The sequence below is a fragment of the Candidatus Cloacimonadota bacterium genome, from assembly GCA_019429305.1.
Classification (GTDB): Bacteria; Cloacimonadota; Cloacimonadia; order Cloacimonadales; family JAJBBL01; genus JAHYIR01.
In genome coordinates, this window is sequence record JAHYIR010000001.1 from 314,186 (window position 1) to 337,471 (window position 23,286).

At 38.0% G+C, this 23,286-nt stretch carries 12 protein-coding genes; 5 read left to right on the forward strand and 7 right to left on the reverse strand.

From position 1 onward, the window contains the following. The 7 genes from topA to K0B81_01300 all read right to left on the reverse strand — a co-directional run bounded on the left by topA (position 1) and on the right by K0B81_01300 (position 11,903). Entirely contained in the window at positions 1–2,217 is a 2,217-nt protein-coding gene (gene topA / locus K0B81_01270) for a type I DNA topoisomerase (GenBank protein ID MBW6515230.1), read from the reverse strand. A 21-nt stretch (positions 2,218–2,238) separates the two neighbouring features. After that, the gene (locus K0B81_01275; GenBank protein MBW6515231.1) at positions 2,239–2,628 is read right to left on the reverse strand and encodes a DUF494 family protein; all 390 of its coding nucleotides are present in this window, start codon (positions 2,626–2,628) and stop codon (positions 2,239–2,241) included. A 483-nt stretch (positions 2,629–3,111) separates the two neighbouring features. Beyond that, entirely contained in the window at positions 3,112–3,498 is a 387-nt protein-coding gene (locus tag K0B81_01280) for a GxxExxY protein (protein MBW6515232.1), read from the reverse strand. 219 nt (positions 3,499–3,717) lie between these two features. Next, complete coding sequence (secA, locus tag K0B81_01285; GenBank protein ID MBW6515233.1) at positions 3,718–6,861, reverse strand: preprotein translocase subunit SecA; 3,144 nt, start codon at positions 6,859–6,861, stop codon at positions 3,718–3,720. Between the two features lie 924 nt (positions 6,862–7,785). Beyond that, complete coding sequence (locus K0B81_01290; GenBank protein MBW6515234.1) at positions 7,786–8,940, reverse strand: fused response regulator/phosphatase; 1,155 nt, start codon at positions 8,938–8,940, stop codon at positions 7,786–7,788. Between the two features lie 178 nt (positions 8,941–9,118). Continuing rightward, the gene (locus K0B81_01295; GenBank protein ID MBW6515235.1) at positions 9,119–10,558 is read right to left on the reverse strand and encodes a TldD/PmbA family protein; all 1,440 of its coding nucleotides are present in this window, start codon (positions 10,556–10,558) and stop codon (positions 9,119–9,121) included. A gap of 10 nt (positions 10,559–10,568) precedes the next feature. Continuing rightward, positions 10,569–11,903, reverse strand: a complete 1,335-nt coding sequence (locus K0B81_01300; protein ID MBW6515236.1) for a TldD/PmbA family protein — start codon at positions 11,901–11,903, stop codon at positions 10,569–10,571. 152 nt (positions 11,904–12,055) lie between these two features. On the opposite strand from K0B81_01300, the gene K0B81_01305 reads away from it, so the two are divergent. The 5 genes from K0B81_01305 to K0B81_01325 all read left to right on the forward strand — a co-directional run bounded on the left by K0B81_01305 (position 12,056) and on the right by K0B81_01325 (position 23,286). Further along, complete coding sequence (locus K0B81_01305) at positions 12,056–12,232, forward strand: hypothetical protein (GenBank protein ID MBW6515237.1); 177 nt, start codon at positions 12,056–12,058, stop codon at positions 12,230–12,232. Next, positions 12,217–12,681, forward strand: a complete 465-nt coding sequence (locus K0B81_01310; GenBank protein MBW6515238.1) for a hypothetical protein — start codon at positions 12,217–12,219, stop codon at positions 12,679–12,681. The genes K0B81_01305 and K0B81_01310 overlap by 16 nt, the downstream gene beginning before the upstream one ends. 1,013 nt (positions 12,682–13,694) lie before the next feature. Then, positions 13,695–19,181 (forward strand): protein kinase, encoded by a 5,487-nt coding sequence (locus K0B81_01315; GenBank protein MBW6515239.1) that lies wholly within the window; start codon positions 13,695–13,697, stop codon positions 19,179–19,181. Positions 19,182–19,508: 327 nt separating this feature from the next. Continuing rightward, positions 19,509–20,345, forward strand: a complete 837-nt coding sequence (locus K0B81_01320; GenBank protein ID MBW6515240.1) for a hypothetical protein — start codon at positions 19,509–19,511, stop codon at positions 20,343–20,345. A 70-nt stretch (positions 20,346–20,415) separates the two neighbouring features. Beyond that, positions 20,416–23,286 (forward strand): tetratricopeptide repeat protein, encoded by a 2,871-nt coding sequence (locus tag K0B81_01325; GenBank protein ID MBW6515241.1) that lies wholly within the window; start codon positions 20,416–20,418, stop codon positions 23,284–23,286.

Below are 23,286 nucleotides of genomic sequence, written 5' to 3' on the forward strand. Positions count from 1 at the left end.
TTAACTCATTTCCTGTTTACATTTCGGACACTTAAGCTTTCTTTCGTTGTTATTTGACGAGATCTCTTCAAGATGATCATTACCGCACTCCGGACATTTTGTAGCTTGAGGTTTATTATACGAGCGATATTTACAATTGGGATAATCAGAACAGCTATAATAAATCCTCCCTTTCTTACTCTTATGCTCTACCACTTCGCCTATCTTGCAGAGCGGACAGTTGATCCCGAGAGTTATCTTCTTGGTAAACTTGCATTTCGGATAGTTGGAGCAACCGAGAAATTTACCGTATCTCCCCTGCTTAACAACTAAAGGGGCTCCATCTTCGGGACATTTCTCATCTGTTACTTGTTGTTCGGCGATTTTTATTTTACCCTCTTCTGTTCGTTGAAAATTGCTGGTATTCTTGCATTTCGGAAATCCGGAACAGGCAAGGAACTGACCTTTAGGACCCCACTTGATGACCATGGGACTATTGCATTTATCACAACGAATATCGGTCTCTTCTTGCATTGACTTTTTCGATTCACGAACATCGATCTTACCGATCAATTCTGTGATCTTGTCATAATAAGTAGCGAGGAGCTTCTGCCAATCCATCTCACCTTCGGCAATGCTATCCAAACCATCTTCCAAGATCTTGGTAAATTCGACGTTAAAGAGTTCAGTAAACTTTTCTACCAGAAACTTGTTCACATTCATACCGAGTTCTGTCGGATGAAATCTTTTTTCCTTTAAATCAGCATATTTCCTTTCTAAGATCGTACTGGTAATGGATGCATAGGTTGATGGTCTGCCAATCCCTTTAGATTCTAATTCTTTAATAAGAGCTGCTTCAGTGTATCTTGAGGGTGGTTTGGTAAAATGCTGCAGACCTTTTAAATCCTTGCTCTGCAGGATGTCCTGCTCAAGGTATCGAGGATGAATATCTTCTCCCAGATTGAGATTTATATGCTTATATACTTCCAGAAAACCGCGGTTCTGAATGATACTACCAGAGGTTTTGAAGATACCTTCTCCTGCTTGGATAGACAAGGAAACTGTCTCGATCTCTGCCGGGACCATCTGGGTTGCTGTAGTTCGTTCCCAGATCAATGTGTAGAGCTTCAACTGCTCTGGTTTAAGATAATCTCTGAGAGATTCCGGAGTATTCATGATATCAGTGGGACGGATAGCTTCGTGTGCATCCTGAGCTGAACTCTTGTTTTTGTAGGTTCTGACAGCCGGATTTAATTTATCTTTGCCGAAACGTTCTTTAATCAGGTCCCTTGTTTTATTGATCGATTCCTGAGATAATCTTAAAGAGTCGGTACGCATATAGGAGATCAAAGCAATTGATTCCCCTTTAATATCTACACCTTCATAGAGCTGTTGTGCTATGATCATCGTTCTTTTGGACGAGAAGTTAAAGATGCGGGATGCTTCCTGCTGCAGAGTGCTGGTTATAAAGGGTGGTAAGGGATGTACCTTACGGGAGGATGTTTTTCTCTCTACGATCTGATAGCCGGCTTTTTGAAGAGCTTTTAATATCGGCTCTGTAGCTTGTTTATCGGGAAGTTCAACTTTCTTACCCTGCCATTTCTGGAGAACCGAATGGAAGGGGGGAAGATCATCCTTAAAGAGATCAACTTCGATCGTCCAGTACTCTCTCTCTCGGAAGACGGATATCTCCTCTTCTCTCTCACAGATCAGTCGTAAGGCAACCGACTGAACTCTACCGGCACTTAATCCGGTGGTGATCACTCGCCAGAGCAGAGGGCTGATCTGATAACCGACCAATCTGTCCAGCAATCTGCGGGCTTGCTGAGCATCTACTTTATTGATATCAATATCTCCCGGGTGCTCAATTGCTTCTAAAACAGCTTTTTTGGTAATTTCATTAAAAGTTATCCGGTATATTGGTTTATCACCGGTAACATCTTTCAAGACATAGACCAGATGCCAGGCGATAGCTTCCCCTTCCCTATCGTGGTCGGAGGCAAGATAAATCGCATCACTGGAAGCAGCTGAGTTCTTAAGATCTTTAATTACTTTTTGTTTAGAGCGGTCAATTACATAAACGGGCTGGAAATCCTTGTCTATCTTGATCCCGAGATTGTTCTTGGGAAGGTCACGGATGTGTCCCATAGATGCTTTGATACTGAAATCCTTTCCTAAAAACTTGCTCAGTGTTTTTGCTTTAGTTGGTGATTCTACTATTACTAATCCTTTTCCCATTATTCGTCCTATCACTTTATTTTAATGCATTTTGTCATCATCAATGATCTCTTGCTCAAATTCTTTGAAGAAATCTGCAAATTCTCTGTTCATCACAAACATATTATCGCAAAAGAGGAGCATACTAACTATCTTCTTAGTTCGTTCGAGAGATAATTTTTCTTTTTCATAATAAGCAATTGTCAGGCAATAATCAATATATTGCTCCAATTTGATAGTATCTATAGTTCCTATTTGATACAGACTCAAGAGATAACCGAAAGAGTCAGTATCCAAGAGTTTTCTCTCTTCGGGCGTGAGGATACGGTTATAGGTCTTGCTGACAATAGCTATATCGGCTGTTAATCCTTTCAAACCCAGCCGTTCGAGGATCTTCTGCAAACCCTGTTCTTTTCTTTTTAAACGTTTCATTTATATATCCTTATTGTTATAAATTATTAACCACGGAGGCACGGAGTACACAGAGACAAAGAGGAGAAAAAAGAGAGATAAAATTGTGACGCACCAGCGGGAAAAAAGCAAGTCCACTGGGAGCATAGCTGCGAAGATATGATAACCACAAAGGCAGAGAGTACACAGAGTTAAAAAAGGACACAGAGAAAGCTTTTAACGCTCCAGCGGAAGAATAGCAAGAAACTAAGCAGTAACTTTTGAGATACGATGGAAATGAAGTACACTGAGAAAAAAGAAAATTGTGACGCACCAGCGGGAAAAAAGCAAGTCCACTGGAAGCATAGCTGCGAAGAAAGAAAGACCACAAAAACACAGAGAATAATATGAGACGCTCTAGCAGTGAGATAGCAAGAAGATATGAATTCGATAGTAATAAGAAAAGGTTCTTCTTTATAAATGAGCCCGACAAAAAGTTAAATACAGATTGAATTTTAACTAATGTCATAATACCATTCTCTTAATACCCTTTTTCAAAGTAGGAGCATTGAAGTTTATTATCAAGCCTACCTTGATGTTAGATAACTTTAAGTAAGTTAATAATTGTGCCTCGTGTAAAGATGATATAGTTTCTACACTTTTCAATTCTACTAAAATTTCCTCTTCTATTACTATATCCATACGATACCCACAAGTCAGATTATGTTCTTTATATTTAATATCCAACGGTCTTTGTCTCTCATATTTCAATCCTATCTGATCCAATTCATAACACAAACATTCTTCATAGATCGATTCTAATAAACCGGGACCTAAATTCTTATGAACTTCGATCGCTGCTCCTATCACTTTCCCAGATAATTCTTCACCTTTTAATGCTATGTTATCCATCTTGTCATACCGTAAATTCCAAATTCACTCTGTGAAACAATAGTTTTTGTTTCAACTAAAGCCCTTTTTCTTTTCTTCATGCTAGCTTTCCTCTGGGGAACCATTAATACTTTTCCTTTGTTCCATGCTATCTTTCCGCTGGGGCATCTTATACTCTTTTTTTCTCTTTTTCCTCATTTTTTTGTCTCCGTGTACTCTGTGCCTCTGTGGTTAATTATATCAATTTTCGATTGCTCCGCAGCATTTCTTGTATTTTTTGCCGCTACCGCAAGGACAGGGATCATTCCTCCCTACCTTGGCTTCCACTCTCCGGGGTTGAATCTTCTGTGGTCGGGATGGAGGTGCTGACGAATAACTGTCTCCCTGTGGTTCCACATCAGCACTCTGATAATGGAATGCCGAGATGTCAGAATGGGTAGTACGGGCAACTCTCAGCAGATCTTCCAACTGCTCGCGAGATGTTATAAACTGAACGGTGAAAACCCGTTTCGTTACACTGTCCTGGATATTGGCGATCAAACTCTGAAAGAGGATAAAGCTCTCTTTCTTATATTCTATCAGCGGGTCTTTGTTAGCATACGCCCTAAAACTAACCCCCTCTTTTAAGAGATCCATTTCGTGAAGATGATCTCGCCAATGGGTATCAACTACTTGCAAGAGCGATAATCGCTCTACTTTACGAAGCTGTTCTTCACCAATGTCTTCTTCCCTTTTTTGATATGCTTTAAAGACCAACTCTTCAATATTTACCTTGAGAATATCAAGTGTCAAATAATCACTGATCAGATCTTCCTGTTTAACTACTATAGCGAGATTTAGTTTCAGCCATTGGACGATCTTATCAAAAGCCCAATTCTCCTGATATTCACCCTCCATGATAAAGCTATCAACCATCCGCTCAATACTTTCACTGATCATCTCCATGATCTCATATTTCAGATCATATCCTTTGAGAACGGAGCGACGGTATTTGTAAATAACCTCCCGCTGCTGATTCATCACTTCATCATATTTAAGGAGCTGTTTACGGATCTCAAAGTTATGTCCTTCGACCCGTTTCTGGGCTTTTTCGACTGCATTGGTCATCCAAGGATGGGTGATGGCATCTCCCTCCTTGAGCCCGAATTTGGTCATCATGGGCGCTATTCTATCCGACCCGAAAAGACGCATCAAATCATCTTCCAAAGAGAGATAAAACCTGGAAGAGCCGGGATCTCCCTGTCTTCCGCTACGTCCTCTGAGCTGCCTGTCTATTCTTCTGCTTTCGTGTCGTTCAGTGCCTATGACATGTAAACCGTCTTCAGGAATACCGTAAGGATAATGATCAGAAACTGTCGGGCTCATCTTGCGATATTCCTCTTTGAGTTGAGTTATTACACCTTTTCCAAGCTTGATATCGGTGCCACGACCTGCCATATTTGTTGCAATAGTCACTGCTCCCGGTTCACCGGCATCGATGATGATCTCTGCCTCTTGCTCGTGGTTCTTGGCATTAAGAACATTGTGTTTGATACCACGTCTGGTCAATAATCTACTCAAAGTTTCCGAAACTTCTACAGATACTGTGCCAACTAAAACAGGTTTACCTTTATCGTGCCAGTAGGAGATCTCATTCATTATAGCATCATATTTATGCTTCTTGGTCAGATAGATCATATCATCATAATCAATACGGGTAACAGGTAAATTTGTCGGAATAACCATGACCGGCAGCTTGTAGATCTCCATGAACTCTGCCTCTTCGGTGACTGCCGTTCCTGTCATACCGGCAATTTTATCGTACATACGGAAGTAATTCTGGAGAGTGATCGTTGCCAGAGTTTGGGTCGCTCCCTCGATCTTGACCCCTTCCTTAGCTTCCAATGCCTGATGCAAGCCGTCACTGAATCTTCTGCCGGGCATCATTCTGCCGGTAAATTCATCTACTATCACGACCTGATTGTTGACCACGACATAATCGACATCTTTTTCAAAGAGAGAATAGCTCTTGATCAGTTGAGCAATGTTATGCAGTCTTTCATTCTTATCAAGGAACTGAGTAGTGATCTCCTCTTTCTTCTGCATCTTTTGCTCTAAGCTCAAATTCTCCTGCTGGTCAAGTTCATCAAGCAGATCATCGAGCTGTTCCATGACAAAGAGCTGAGGATCATTTTTGGAGAGTTCATCACGCCCTTTGTCGCACAGATCTGCACTATTACTCTTCTCGTCTATGACATAAAAGAGATCTTCGTCGAGTATGTGCATCTTCTTGTCGCGAAGGTAGATACCCTCCATATCATTAACCAGCTTCTTTAACTCACCATCTTTCATTAATTTCTGATATGCTTTATTTCTGGGAGCTGCTCGTTTTACGAGTAAGAGTTTGCGACCTACCTCTTCCCAGTTGGGATTATCAGTATCAAGCATCTGCCTGACTTCGGACATATAGCGATTAACCAAAGCGGTCTGAGCGGTAGCAAGCCGAACTATTTGCGGCTTCAGTTCAGCATAGAAATTCTTGCTTTCCGCGACTGGTCCACTAATTATAAGAGGGGTTCTCGCTTCATCTATTAAAACACTATCAACCTCGTCTATGATAGCATAGTAGAGATAACCCTGTACTAACTGCTCGGCATTTGTAGCCATATTATCTCTCAGGTAGTCAAAACCGAATTCGCTGTTGGTACCATAAGTTATATCACAGCTGTAGGCAGCTTTTCTCTCCATGAAATCCATACCGGTGGTAATAACACCTACGGAAAGATTATGAAATTCGAATATTGGGCGCATCCATTCCGAGTCACGTTGAGCAAGATAATCATTCACCGTGATCAGATGTACTCCTAATCCGGTCAAAGCGTTGAGGAATAAAGGCATTGTAGCAACCAAGGTTTTACCTTCACCGGTAGCCATCTCTGTTATCATGCCCTGATGAAGCGCTATAGCTCCAACTAATTGTACATCAAAAGGCACCATGAACCAGGTCTCTTGATGACCGCGGACTTCATATTCGGTTCCGATCAGACGACAACAAGTCTCTTTAACAATAGCAAAAACTTCCGGTAGATACTGGTTAAGTATAGATTCGCGTAACTCCCTGATCTCTTTATTCTGACGATCTATCTCAATCTCCAGTCGTTCTTTTTCCCCCTCTTCATGTTCCTGCTGAAAAGTTTTTTGCATTTCATCTAATTCATTGATAGAGGGATTTAGATAATCTTTTATCTCTGCTCTAATCTCGGATATCCTGCTCCGGAGTTCTTCATCCGTTTGCTTTTCCATGAGAAGAGATTTTTCTTTTATCCGTTCCAAATATGGTTCTATTTTTTTATAATCACGGATATTCTTATCACCGAAAAGCTTTTTGAGTACTTTATCAAACATCTCTTTATATAACCTCTGCCTGTCATTCTTTTTCAGTCAATGCTAGTGTCAAACTTTTTTGAGATTATTCGCTACTCTCCAGCGGAAATGGAAAAAGGATTTAACCACAGATGAACACGAATAAAAAAAAGATGAACACAGATGCACCAGAGGAAGGAATAGCAAGGAGAAAAATAAACCACAGAGAGAATAGAAGAAATAAGTTTTTTAGTGCTCCAGTATTAGATAAGAAAGTAAAGATGGTATATCTCTTCTAGACTGCCTAACACTACTTTGTCATCTCGACTGAAGATAGGATCACCATAGTGAGCCTATCGTAATGGAGAGATCTCATTACTGCAAAAAGTTAAAAATATAATAACCACGGAGGCACAGAGAACACAGAGTAAAAAGAGGACACGGAGAAAAAAAAGAGTTATTGACCCTCCAGCGGAAGTAAAGCAAGGATTTAACCATGGAACCGAGGAAATCACCTCTTCGTGGCTGCTTCCGATCCTTTGACCAGCTCAGGACAGGGTTGACGAAGTCATCTACACAGATAAAAAAAAGATGAACACAGAGTAAAAAGAGGACACGAAGAAAAAAAAGAGTTATTGTCGCTCCAGCGGAAGTAAAGCAAGGATTTGACCACGGATGAACACGAATGAAAAAAAAGATAAACACAGATGCACCAGTGGAAGAAAAACAGTCGAGGGAGAGAGGGAGCAAAAAAAGTAAGTAGTATGTAGTAAGTAGAAAAAGACCGGAGGAAGGATAGCAAGTCCATTGGAAGCAAAGCATGCTTCAGAACGGTGGGAAAGGCAGAGAATCAAAGTCTATATTTATAAAAAATGGCGGTTCGTGAATCGAGGAAAATGCTTCTTCAGTTCAGGGATGATATTAGTTTTGTCATATTAATAAACAAAATTGTCATTAAAAAAGATATTAAACGGACTTTTTCATTAATAAGAACGAAATATCATCCGGTATCTCTTTTTTGTATTGGTTGGCAATGAGTTCTTTGATCTTATCAAGGATCGTATCAGCATCATCTTTAGGATCCTGAATAAACTTTAACAATTCAAGTTTTTGTGAATCAGGGTTAATAGCAGGCATGATCTCCAGAATACCGTCCGATAGAAAGAGCATGGAAAATGTAGCAGGAAGCACTTTAGTAGAGTATTCATAGTCTGTTTTTTCCACAAATCCGAGAGGCAAACCTTTCTGTTCAATAAAATAGCTATTTCTACCATCAAAAATGATCGGAAAGGGATAAAGACCGGCATTGGCAAAGGTCATATAATTTTCCCGCATGTTTACAATGCCATAGAAAATGGTAATATGCCTCATATAGTTCTCTTGTAGTAATTCGGCATTCAATAACTCTAATATCTTAGCGGGGTTCAATATTGTATCATCATTCATCTGGCTATACTTTTTCAGATAGAGAGTAATAGAACTTTTGAGAATGATCGTAAGAAAAGCTGCTGCTACTCCATGTCCAGCCACATCAGCCAAATAAAAGCCAAAATGATCATTATCTATCATAAAGTAATCAATAAAGTCACCGCTGGTATCTATAGAAGGTATAATATGGCGGTTCAAAGAATAATTATTCCAGACAACCTTTTCATCCGGGAAAAGTCGTTCCTGCATTTTTTTTGCAGCCAGAGAATGCCTTTCCAGTCTCTCTAAATAGACCTTCTCCTTCTTCTGAAAATAAGCTTTCTCTAACGCCTTGAAGATTGTGTTATCGAAAATCTGGAAATTTGTTACCGGCTTAAGGATATAATCCCAGGCACCACGTCTCACCGCTTCTATAGCTACATTAATATCATCAGTACCTGATACCACTATAATCGGAATATTATCAGAAAGCGCCCTAATTTTTTCAATAACCTCTAATCCATTGATATCAGGAAGAGATATATCAACCAAAACGATATCCGGTTTGTATTCTTCAAAAAGTTTAATTCCACCTTGTCCAGTCTCGGAAATTACTGATTCATACCCCTTTTCAGCCAGATAGTTTTTTAGTATATCGGCAAATAGACGATAGTCTTCAACTATTAAAACCTTATGACCATTCTCGATTTTCATATATAAAAATCCCTAACCTCAAACCAACTTTAAACGGGTATTACCCAATCTTCTACCATTAACGACACTACCTCAAGAAAATTATCCTAAATTTACAGAAAAATCAACCACATCATCCCCTAAAAAAGTCAAGAGAAATCATTGATAAAATTAATTCTAAGTTAATTTCCCATCATTGCTATGCCTTAACATTGACCACAACATCCTTAAAACGAGCAGGTGCTACACCATGAGATAGATGCATTGCCTGACCCGGTTCACCTTTACCACAATGGAAAGTACTAAAGTATCCCCACTCTTCAAGTCCACAGATACGATCACAAGCATTCCAAAATTCAGGAGTAATGCCATAATAAGTCGGTTCTTTAACGATCCCGATTATTTTTCCATCTTTTATTTTCCACCCTATCTCCGTTGTAAACTGGAAATTATTACGGTTGTCATCTATTGACCAAGTCTTTGTGTAATCAACCAGATATCCGTTTTCAGTGTCTTTGATCATTTCGTCTAAAGAACCTTTACCCGGTGCCAAACAGAAATTAGTCATTCTGATCAATGGGAAGTCATCTGCGAAGGATGCCTTCATATTAGAACTCGGCTCTAAACCTAATTTGTGAGCTACTTCACGAGAAGTTTGCTGATTTACGAGAATACCATCTTTGATTATATTTACTCTCCGACCTGGTACTCCATCATCATCCACTGGATGATATCCAATACCTTTAGGGTCTGTACTATCACTATATATATTTACATGTTCAGAACCATAACGAAATTTACCGAGCATCTCCGGTTTAATGAATGTTTTCCCGGCATAGGAGATCTCCATCCCAAAAATTCTATCTGCCTCAGTAGCATGACCTACCGACTCATGAAGTTGCAGGGCAAGGTGACCACCTTTGATGATTAAATCTGCTCTCTCTTCTGTTATCGTTGATGCAGATAACAGATCTATCGCCTCTTGAACTATCTCTTCCGCATGAGCAGGAAAATCATAATCTCTAACAACTTCAAAACCACCGCGTCTTGCAGACATGTGCCCCGGATAGGTACGATTCATTACCTGTTCTCCGTCAGATGCTGTAACCTCCATAACCGGAAGAGTATCATAAACAAGCATATCGGTAAAAGTACCTTCTGAATTGATGTAAACCTTATACTGTTTATGGAAACTGCAATAGAGATTTGAATGGACGATTTTTTCATTACCAGTAAGCATTTTGGCTATTTTACCAAGATAATCTAACTTCTCTTCGTCAGATAACAAGAAAGGATCTTCCAGCGGTTTGAATTGATAACTACCGACAGTTGGTTTAATTGCCGGGAAAGTAATTTTCTCCTTCTTGAACAAACTGCCGGCTCTGGCATTATTCAAGGCACGATTAATCATCTTATCTATTCCTGCCGGATTGAGATTATTGATCCCAGCAAAACCCCAGCAACCATTGATGAGTACTCTGACACCTAAAGCTATAGAATCATGTTCTGTGCTAATGTTTTTTAGAGCACCTTTTTCAAAATATATGCTCTGATAGTCGGTTGAGGTCAATCTTACATCTGCAAATGTGATCTCTGCTGATTCGAGTTTCTTCATTATATCATATACTATATTCTTCATATCATTTATCCTATATTGTTTTTGTGGATGAGGTTATTTTGAATGCCGATACTTTGACATGAGGCATTGCATAACTGTTGATACCGAATTCACCATAATTCTCAGAAGCCGGCACGAGTGATAATTTATCTTCTATTTCTGTGATCTTGTTTATTACATCTACGATTTTGACAGTATACCGGAGATTGTTAACCACATTCTTTAGTTCCCCGTTTTCGATGAGGAAAGTGCCGTCACGCGTCAAACCTGTTACCGATGTCTCTTTTCTATTGATGAAATTCATGTAATGCAGATTAGAAATATAGAGTCCTTTCTTGACACCTTTGATCATATCAGACAGTTTTTTATCGCCTTCTCTCATGACAAGACAGTTAGCCTCTGCCCCATTCTTTGCTAAACCGGTTTTATGGCTATAATAATTATCTACTAAAAAGTTTTTGAAAACACCATTCTCAATCACATCTAGTCTACGATAAATATGACCTTCCGAATTGTATTCATAATTTATTATTCCTGGATAATCAGGGTCATCTGCTACATTTATATTATCCGGAAAAACTCTCTGATTAAGCTTGTCTTCGAAATAACTCACTTTCCTGTCATAGGCATACGCAGACATGCAAGCTCCGACAAGATAAGCCTGAAATTCCCCAATACAACGAGGTGCCAAAATTACTTCGTAATGATCCGGTTCTACATCAATAATATCTTTTGTGGCTCGTTCTACTTTAGCAGAAAGCTGTGATATAAATAGATCCAGATCAAAAGCTGTTATATCTTCACTACCAAAAGACTCGATGACTGTTACTTCATTCTTTTCTGAGACAGCTTTCAGATCAAGCATGATCGGACTGTTGCACATCTTTTTGTTTACACCGTTACTGTTAACTATATAGTCAGTTTGATAGTTGCAGATAAAAGTCCCATAGATCTTAAAACCATAAGGTGCAATGGTTTGGGATATCTTCTCCAATATTTCTATCTTTTTCGCTAACGGCACTTTTTCTATATTACTGACCTTCTCTCTCTCTTGAGCTTTATCAAGGTTATCTTCAATATCGACAAAATCAGGATCCTCCGGCAATCTGTCAATTACAGAGAGAGCTTTTCCGATATTGGCCTGCAACTTGCTCTCATCGGGATCAGTCAAATCAAATGAGTAGTTCTTTTTCCCTTTATAGACCGTAGCCGACAAAGACCTTGCCTGCTTTGAAATATTGTAATTGATCTCGCTCTTAAAAAAACGAAGGAAATCGGTTTCCCAGATCTTATAACTGAAGCTGAATTTGACATCATCATACTTTTGTACTGTTTTCTCAAGCAATTCAATGAAATTATTCACCATACCTTCTCCCATGTCTATTTTCTCTAAGTATTAATGCAATTTTTGTTCCATAATCCTATATGCGATTTACATATTATTAAAGCGTAATTTTTCTCCCTTTTTTTTGTTGTATCTATAGAGAGCATATTGGATGAATAAAAAAGGAGGTAATCATGTACAAGATAATACTCTTAACCCTCTTACTTTTAGCTTCGACAACTCTTACTGCCAGAACTTTCAATGTTGGTTTACGAACAGGTATGATAATGGCTGAGCATGAACTCGAGCCAGGAATTATTAACGGTCTGACAATTGGCTACTATCTGACCCCTTTATGGAAGCTCAATTAAGTATAGACTATCTTAAGCAGAGTTTAACAGCACCACGTAAGATAATTCAGACAACAACACCTTATGAACAGAGAGATGAACTAAGCGAAGTAGAAACCACATTTATTCCTCTTACGTTTAATCTTCAATACAATATTCCGCTGAGCCAGAAAATTACTACTATTGTTGGTAGTGGTTTCGGGCTTGGCTTCCTCAATGAAAAGGTTACACCAATTAATCCTGACTATTCTCATAGTTATGATACTTTTGATTCTTATGCCGGTTTGAGTACAGCTGCATGGACTGGCTTTAAATACACTATTACTTCGAACTTTCAGTTATTAAGTAAGTTGATTTATCGATATAGTAAGATGAAAAGTGAAATAAATCTGCAACCTCATGGTTTTATAGATAGCATTAGGGAAATTAATGGTTTCTTGATGAATATAGGTATCGAATACAGTTTTTGAAATGACTCTCTCATAGCAACCCCAAAGAGAGAAGAAGAAATTCTTCTCTCTTTATTTTCTCCGTGTCATCTTTTACTCTGTGTTCTCTATGGTTTATTTTTTCCCGTGCTATTTCTTCCGCTGGAGCGTCGTTAACTCTTTTTTTCTCCGTGTCCTCTTTTACTCTGTGTTCTCTGTGTCTCAGTGGTTGTATTTTTTTGAACTTTAGCAGTAATGAGATCTCTCCATTACGGAAGGCTCACTATGGTGATCCTTTCTCCAGTCGAGATGACACCCTCCCTCCTTGTCATGCCGAGCGAAGTCGAGGCATCTCATCACAGATGTTGGTATAGCAATTATGATTTTGTGTTTAAAGTGATCTGGTGTTGAGATATCTCCGTTGCGCTTCGCTCCAGTCGAGATGACAAAGAAAAGGTGTTCAGTCGAGATGACAAAAAAGTGGGAGACGCTTTAGTCTCGATGAAAAATAGTGGGATGCAATCCTGTCGAGATGGCTGATTTTGGTAAATTAAGAGAACGTTGATTAGTCCCCCCATATTATAAATCTTATCACTATCACCTTGTAACCATTTTAACACATCAACTCTGTTCAACCTTTTTATCTTTTGTTACAAGTACTATTCAGGTTTCTATACTCTTGAAAAATACCTCTACCTTTAGAGAATTATATAGTCGGATCTATCCGACTATATAGTTACCTAAGGGTAGATAAGTTGTATATTACTGATATTTAATGATTTATAGTAGGCAAAGACGAAGGGGATGAATATACTTCCTACTTCGATACATCCTGTCGTTGAGAACAGCAAGTAGATGCCGACAGGACACTCAGGATGACAATTGTTTTGAAGATTATAACGTTGATTAACGCCATCAAAACTAGATTATTATGATATCTAGTTAGATGCTGTTATGCTCTTTAAAAAGTTGGGTAGAAAGCATATAAGATGAAATCTTGACAAACAAATGTATTAAAGATTCTTAGAATAGGTTTGAGTGGAGGAAGTTCAAGAATGATCATTGATTCTCGATACAAGGTAATAGAACGGCTCGGGATGGGTGCTTGGGCAATTGTCTATCAAGTCAAAGATCTGCGCACAGATAAGATATATGCCCTGAAAGTCTTCCAGAAATTAGATTCCCAGAGTATCTATGAGAAGTTCTCTGCCGAAGATATGTTCCTGATAACACAAATCGAACACCCAAATTTGATCAAAGTTTTGAATTTCGGCAATAGTGATAAACATATCTACTATTTAAGCGAATATTACGAAGGCAAGACCTTATCGCAGTTTAACTTTAACTCCAGTAGTATCTCAGATTTATATAAGATAATTGTGCAGACTTGTTATGGATTAGATGAGCTTCATCGGCTAAATATTGTTCATAAAGACCTCAAGCCAGATAATATCATGTACTCTCTGGAAGAAGGAGGTATCAAGGTCAAAATCCTTGATTTTGGCTTTACTAAAGTAGATTTGCAAAAGAATCAACAACACGTATCTGGTACTCTACCATATATTGCACCGGAGATCTATAGAGGCAAAAAAGGTGTTCCGGGAAGTGACTTCTATGCTTTAGGAGTAACTTTGTACAAGGTAACAACCGGCACACTGCCCTATACATTAGAGCAGTTATCAGACATGATCACCGGTAGCAGAAGTAGCTTATTCCCGAAATTTCCCAGAGAGATCAATCCTGCCATACCACCCAGATTAGAAAAATTGATCCTTAAACTGATGGAAAAGAATATAGAAGACAGATTTCCTGATGCGAGAAGTATTATTGGCTATATAAACCGTATCCAGACTAATCAATATCCCTATTCTCTCAAGTTTTCTTTGGTGAATTCAATTCAAAACAGCTCCTATCTATTGCGCGAAGATTATACACATGATCTACTCGATTATATACCGCTGGTTAAAACACAGAACGGAAAAGTTGTAGTACTTTCCGGTGAAGAAGGACTCGGCAAGGATAATATACTTACGTTGTTTCGTTACCACTTGTTAACTAACGAATATTTTGTCTTTGACTACACCTGTTCGACGAATTTGAAAGACCCATTCTTTGCTTTAATCAAGGAGTATCATTCTTCGTTAGCCAATAATCAGAAAATTTCTAAGAATTTAGTTAACATCTCAGCGAAATTAAAGAAATTCCTTTATGAATCAGAGGAATTAGCCAGTACTCTTAAAGAGAACCGAAAGGATCTAGCTCGTGATTTTACTTTCTCCAAAAATTTTATTGAAGCTCTCTCAGAAGAACGTCCACTTATTTTTATCATTAGAGCCGGTCATTTTCTCACACAAGAGACAATCGATTTTATCAATCATATCTCCAAGGTCATTCGTTTAAATAAGATACTGATTATACTAAGTGTCGACAATCCTGGTAGTGTCAGCGGCTTGATCCATCCAATTCACATTGAAGTTGAACCTTTTGATTTCCAGAAAACTAAGTCATATATAGAGCAATTGTTAAATACTGAAATTCCAAGCAATTTTACTAAGCATATGCATCAGAAGACAAACGGTAATCCCTCTTATATAAGGGAACTCTTGATTGATCTGATAAACAAAAAAATGCTTTGGAAGAGAAATCATTTTAGTTTTGATATTGATTGGGAGAAATATCCACTTCCTGAGCGAATAATTCATAATATATATAACAATCTTAGTCATGTCTCAGATAGCAGCTATAACGCCTTACAAATATTATCAGTGACGCATACCCCTTTATCAGCGAATTTGATAAAATATCTCCTTAATATCAAGAACAAAGAACTCTTCTTTTTACTAAAAGACTGTATTAATAACCATATTCTTGAAAAAAAGGGTGATTATTACTACTTTACATTCCAAGAGGCAAGAGAACGCTTGTTTTCAGAAACAGACAAAAAAACTAAAGTCGCTATCGCTAAAAAAACATTAGCATATTTCGAACTCCATCCAATAACTGAGATATCGATCTGTGAAGGAATAATTAAAAATGCTAAATTGGCAGGTGATCATGATCAAATCAGAAAATACACTCTGCATTTAGCAAAACTCTATTCGAATTCGGGTAATCAAGAGAAGTCTTTTGAGTTGGTTAGCGATATCATTGCGCAGAATTTTTCTGGTGATTATGAATTACCGCAAAAAGATATCTTAAATGACTTACTCTTATTTCAAGAATTATCTGAGTTGACTGGTAGGGCTAGTTCTGCCTTAAAACTCTTTAACTCGATCAGCAAAATGCCTAATATATTTGAAAAATATTATATCAGAGGTATCTTGAACAATGCTTGTGAAAATTACCCGGAAGGTGTAAAGGATTTTGAGAAAGCAGTCAAACTGGCAATAACGGGAAGACAACAGATCATCGTAATGATCAATCTTGCTTGGACTTATTTAGTGTTAAACAAACTGGATAAATCTGCTGAATATCTAAATAAACTTGATTTGTTAGATATGTCACATGATCTAAAAGTTGCTTATATAGACCGAAAGGCACTCTATGCGGCAAGGACAGGTAACAGAAAAGAAGCCATTCAGTTATTAGAAGATTTTAAGCAGAATCTGGAACCTATGGAGACGCCCGGTTATTTTGCAAAATTAGGGAGTTTTTATAATAATTTAGCGATTTATTACAGCCAAGAAAAGGCGTTTGATGAAGCCCTTTATCACTTCAACATGGCGAAAAAGGTTTGGGAACGAATAAATTATACCCGAATGCTGGGGATGGTCTATAACAATATAGGTGATCTGGCATTAAGGCAGGGAAATACAAACGATGCTCTGACTAATTTTGAAAATGCCTTAAAGATCTGTACATCAATTGAACATCTCCGCTGTGAAGTTCTAACCTATCTCAATTTTGGAGAAGCATATATCAAACTCGGCAGATACGAAGAGGCTGAGAATAGTTTACTGAGAGCTAAATCTAAGATTGCCAAATGTCGAGATAAATCATTTTATGGGGCTATCATTCATAATCTGGCTATAGTTAAAGTCAAGATAGAGGGTTTCAAAGATTACTATCAATTCATAAAAGAAAACAACCCGGAACTGCTTAACAATGTAATAACCGAAGTAAATCCACTGGTAAAAACATATATTAACTTCTTGATCGATCTTGGTCAATATGATCTGGTCTCAAATATTTTGATCAAAAGCACTAAACTAGATTACTTGAGCAGCCAGGAAGAAGAATTTTATTATCAAGCTTTAGGACTTCTTGATTTTAATAAGAGAGAATATAATTCAGCTTTAGAGAATTTAAATACATCTTTTGACTATGCTGAGAGAAACCGTAGTTATTATGCTCAGAGTATTCTTTATACTAAGATGATAGAATGTCATCTCGCTCTGGCTAACACTCCCAAAGCAAGAGAGCTTTCGGATAAGGCACAAAAATTAACTAAACTATATAATTATTCTTATTGGAATCTTGTCTTGAAAATCCTTAATGCTCAGATCGATCTACAGGATGAGAATATTAATTTACGTATTGTCCTCCGCTCTCTCTTTTCAGTTCTTGAAAAGATACAGAAAGAAAAACTCTTCCATCTGGAAATCAAGGTCTATAAACTTCTGACTATTATTTATTGGGATCTGAATGCCAGACGACAAGCCAATAAATACTATAAACTTTATGTATTGGCAGTCAGATCAGCAGTTCAGGGTCTTCCCCGACAATATCAAACCAGCTACAAAAAGAAGACTCTTGTAGATATGAATAGCCCCCTTGAGCTGATTCAGGAACCAATTGTCAAACGGCAATTCTTCACTTTCGAACCATGGCAAGAACAATTATATGAATTACTCAAGCTTGATGAAGTAGAGAGATTTAAGTTTTTTATCGGTAAGATGCTCAATAAACTATTTGCTCCTCAATCATACTCACTCGTCTTACTTGATGATTACAATAAAGGGCATCGTCCATTCTTGAATCATAACTTCCGAGAAAAACTCCTCTTTACAGCAAAAATTGACAGATTGATCAGAGAATGTATCCGTAACAATGAAATTTTTCAGGAAGAGATTGAAAATAACCACTTACTTTTCATACCTTTACGATTTAAGAGCATTATAGTAGGTTGTTTGATAATTGGTGATCTGGGAGAATTGGCTTTTACCCGACAAGAACTGAAGGCAGCACGAGAACTTCGTCTTCATCTAACTTCACTGTTGATCAGAATCCGTGATATTTCTGCGATTAATAAGAGCATCAACCAGATGAAGCAACTAATGACCTCTACCAATGAAATCTTTTCTCTGTTAGACTTAGAGAAAATAGAGCATGCCATAATATCATTCTGTATTGACTTCGTTCAATGCAGCAGAGCATTTCTGATCAAGAAAGATATTTACGGAAACTTCGTGTATCAGATCGCTATGGATAGTTACCATAATATCCTGCAAGACCATACTTATATCAGCAAGACAGTGCTAAGTGAAGTTTACAATACACGAAATTCTGTCTATACTATCAATGCTATGGAAGATAATACTTTCAAGAACTCTATTAGTGTTCAGGATTATCAATTGCACTCAATCTATTGTGCTCCCTTGGTGGTAGCAGATAAGATCCATGGTTTACTCTATTTGGATAATTATGGAGAACCTGAAAGAGAATTGATTATCAACCATGATTTGATGCAGATAATGCTCCTACAATATTCAGTAGCTCTAAAAAATTCACAACAGTATTTTAGTCTCATGAAGAGCATTCAAGAGCTTAAATCTTTAGATATAGCTAAGAACGAATTTATGGGGCTCATTTCACATGAACTCAACACTCCGCTAATGGTATTAAGGAGCTATATGAACAAATTAAAAAAAGAAGAGGCAGCATCTCCCGAAGAGAAAAAAGAAGTTATTACCAAAGCAGATGAATTCCTCAGAAAGATCTCTGATAAGATCAATGATATCTTTAGTTTTACAAAATACAGTATTCTTTCTTCTATCCCTAAAGTCAGAATTAACATCAGAAACATGTTACAGGTCATTGTTGATGAAGCAGAGACGATAGCAAAAGAAAGAAACATGATTTTCTCTCTGGAAGTGAAAGATGATATACCGGATATAGATGCAAACTGGGAAGCCATATATCTGATGATTTATCAGATCGTGATTAATGCAATCCGCTATACTAAAGATTTTGGTACTATCAAGATAGGTGCCAGAAAATCCTCATTCCACAATGAGGAGATTGATAATAAAGAAACCTTAGTGATTTATGTTCAAGATAATGGAATCGGTATCCCCGCTAATGAACTGGAGAATATTTTTATCCCATTTCATGAACTTACAGATATTCTAACCCATCATTCAGGTACAATAGAATATAAATCGAGCGGATTAGGACTGGGATTGTCTACTGCTAAAAGAATAGCTGAGCTTCATTCCGGTAAGATTAACGTTAAGAGTAAAGAAGGAGAAGGAACAACCGTCTTTATTATGATCCCCTATTCGAAAATTGATGGTTCGGTCTCTCATGATAAAGTAAAATAAGATGAGATAATTGGTATTATAATTAATGATTAACACCGCCTTTAATCATGTTTTGTGACTTCGTCGAGCTCGCATGCAACCACGAAGAAGTGTCTTCCTCAGTGCGAGCGAAGTCGAGACGCCTTAAGTTTATGATAGATAACAGTGTCACCCTGAGTGATTCCCGGTATGCTTCTTGCTTACCCGTTCGGGAATTGTATCGAAGGGGGAGGAAGATGCAAAATCAAGTATGTATAGTTTATCCTTCGATAAATTCTGCTGTCAAGGATAGCAAGAAGCAAACAGCAGAACACTCAGGATGACAAAGATAGGAGGAAATCTGTTGATATGATTAAGCATACCATCTCCGGAAATGGTATTTCCTTCTCTAAAATCTTCAACGACAAAAAGAGCATTGCCCTCTATTTTCCGAAAGACTTCGGAATGAACTATGAGATAGTCAAAGAGACCATTCGGTGGACACCCTGCTTCCAAACAATGCTTCTTGTTCTACCAGAATACCAGCGTAATTTTTTTAATGCATTAATTGACGAACCGTCAGTAAACATTGAAGCATTAGAAGAACATAGTCCCAGTGGTAAAGATAATCTTGTTTTAATTCTCTCCCGTAACAAACAAACACAAAAAAAAGCAGAAGGCAACTCTTCTTCCGCTACTTTCGGTTTTGGAAAGAGCGTCAATGTTCGCTTCAATCCTCCAGTAGAGAGTCCTCTTGAACTATGCAGAAATATGGCAGAATTACTACAAATAAAGCCCTCTAAAGAAGCTAAAGGAAAGAAATTCCCCGGCACACCGCAGGAACTATTTGATAATGTTTTTCAAGAACGAAAATTTGTTTTTGATATTAATAATCCAATCACTAGGATTGGAATTAGGTTATTGATGAAGAAGTATTCTTCACCTTATGAATATCTCTTTGTTAAGACGAAATTTCCCAAAAGTAAGAGTCATTTGGTCAAGCTTTTACCAGAAACCAAATCCCCCAAGCATTACCCTTTGAGATACGACCTTTATGAAATAGTAAAACATTGCAATCAGTCAAAGATAGTTATCACCGATAACAAATCTTTCTTTGATCTTCTCACTAATTTTCCGCTTCAGAACAGACTTTTGTTCTGCAAGGGTCTGTTTTTAAACCACAAAGTAAGTGATTACCTGAAATAAAGGTAACAAAAGATGTTCATAATAGTTAACATTATGTATAAAAACTAAGTATTTAATAGATGAGGATTCTATGAAGAAATTGTTTTTGATCGCAATCTTGATTTTAGGAATAGCAGTTATATACTCCGGTGAGCTTGACGATTTTCGCTTTGCTTTAGGTTTATATTCTGATCAGAACTACTCACTGGCAAAGGTTGAGCTCCAAAAATTCCTTAATCAATATCCGGATAGTAATTTTATTGAAAATGCTCGTTTCCTGTTGGCTAACATCTATCTCAAAGAACGGAGTTACCAGCAAGCAAAGGAGCTTTTTGAACAACTTCATGCAACCACTACTGACCCGGTTATCAGACCGGATATAGTTTTAGGTTTAGCCCAAACTTATTTCTTTACTAACCAGACAGATAAGTCACATAGTACTTTTTTGCGTTTCACCAGGGAATTCAGGCAACACAGGTCTATCTGGAAAGCACATTATTTTCTAGGACGCATTGAATATCAAAGAGGGAATCTGCAAGCTTCTCTTAATCACCTTAATACTGCTGAGCAGCATTCTACTGATTGGCAGATCAAGATCGCCAAAGTTGAAACAGAGCTTGCCTTGGGAGATAATGAATCTGTAGCGAGATTATTGGATCATTATCTCTCAGGGGAAACGAGAAATGAGTATTTCTATCAAATGATAGTACTCTATCTCAACCAGATGCTAAAACTTGGCGATTATGACACTGTTATTGCCTATGCTTATGACTATATTCCGAAATCATCGCAATACCATGACGATTACCTGCTTGTTTTAGGAGAAGCAAAGTATGAGTTGGGATATTATGATAGTGCTATAGATAGGTTAACAACAATAAAGAGACCTATTGAAAGAGCAAAATATCTCATTGCACTCTGTAATATGAGTATGGATAATCTCTCTATAGCCGAGCATCTCTTCACTGAATTGAGCAATGAAGCAGCAAATTTGGAAATTCGTACCAATAGTTTCTTCTTCTTAGCGAGCTTGCGAGGAAGAGAAAATATTGAAAATGCAAATACTATGCTACACCAATTTATCGAACAGAACCCTCAGCATCCCTTTATTGGAACTGCTTATTATCAGATCGCTCTCAATAATTTCCGGCGAGATCACTTCAATGAAGCAATTACAGGATTTCAGAGAGCAAAAGAACTCGGTATTGTGCCTGAATTTGAAGAAAGAACTCTTTATCTGACAGCCGAATCTAATTTCCAGTTGCGGAATAATCAACTGGCAAGAGATGGATTCGATGAATATCTGACAAAATATCCTGAAGGTAGTTTTGTTGATGAAGCACTGTTTAAGACCGGTCTATTTTATTATGAAAGAAATGACTATCCGAGAGCACTCGTCCAATTCGAGAGGTTGGTTAATGAACATCCTGATTCAACCCGCTTGAGCATGGCTCTTTTCTATCAGGGTGAAATATTTTCAGAAAGCCGCCAGTATGATATTGCCATGAACAAATATCAGGCAGCAATGCCCGGTTTTGATGATCGTAACCTGCTTTGGATTAGATTAGCACAGGTCAATTTCTTGCAGGGTAATTATGATAGAGCTTTGACTAACTTAAGTAATGTACCCGATACACCAGATTTTCTCTATGAAAAGAACATCATTACCGGTAACATTCATTTCGCCAGAGGCAATTATCTAAGCGCTCTGAGGAGTTTCGATAACGCATCAAGCCATAGCACTACCGACAAACAATGGGTAGATGCTGTTTTGAGACAGGCTAGAACTCTCTACCAACTTAAAGAATACCGTGAAGCTACAAATCTTTATCGTCGTCTCCACGACAGAGCTCCTGATGAACAGTATATATTGATGGCTGCTGCTGCTGCTTTTACTGCTGAAGATTATCGAGGTGCTATTGAACAATATCAAAGGTATATTGACGAATATCCTTACGGTCGGGATTTTTATCAGGCAAAACTTCATATCGCCGATTCTTACTACAACTTGAAGGATTACGTTACTGCTGCAGATAAATATCAGGAGTTAATCTCTCCCGAGAGAGAAAGAGCTATTCTGATCAACAGTCTGAATGGCTTAGAATGGTCAGCACTGCAAAGTGAACGTGTAGATTTTGTTGCTCTGATAAATGAATCAATCAGACCCGATAGTCCGACTGATTTTGTGCTACTCCTCTATGACCGTAAAATAAAATACTACTACTCCCAGAGACAATGGAATGAAGTGATCAATACTGCCCGTTTTATTGAACAACTGTCTCCTGCAGCCCCGAACATTTATGAATATCGTCGCTTGATGGCTATAGCCCATACCAATCTAAATCAATTTAATGACGCAGAAAGAATTTTCAGTGCTTTACACAGAGAAAAAACAGATCCACAGGTACTATATGCCTGGTCACGGTTAGATTTAGCACAACAAGATAGCACCTCAGCCCTGCAGAAGTTGCAACAGGCAACACAATTGACCAACGAAAGCCAGATCTGGTTAGATATTTTGACACTCTCCGTAAAACTCAACGACCAACAATTCCGTAGAGATTATGACCGGTATCTCAGTTTTGCCAGAGGAGCTGAAAGAGAACAGGCAATGCTGCTCTTCATTGAATGGAATATGCAGAATAACCGTTATCAGGAAGCTCGCCAAACCATAGATACTCTCCTGCAAAGCAGCTTTGAACCCATTAAGGCAAAAGCTCAGTATTACAAAGGGGTTCATCTTTATAAAACTGGAAATATTAACGAAGCTATCCCGGAACTATTGAGAGTTAGATACCTCTTCCCCAGAATCGAAGATGTACGATTGGAAGCTGAAATTCTGGCTATTCAAGCTTATATGGAAATCAACGATAAAGATAATGCACAAAAGCTTTTTGACGCTATAAGAAACAGTCTTGATCCTGAAAAGCGAGAAGAACTCAGAAAATTGGTGGAGGGTTGA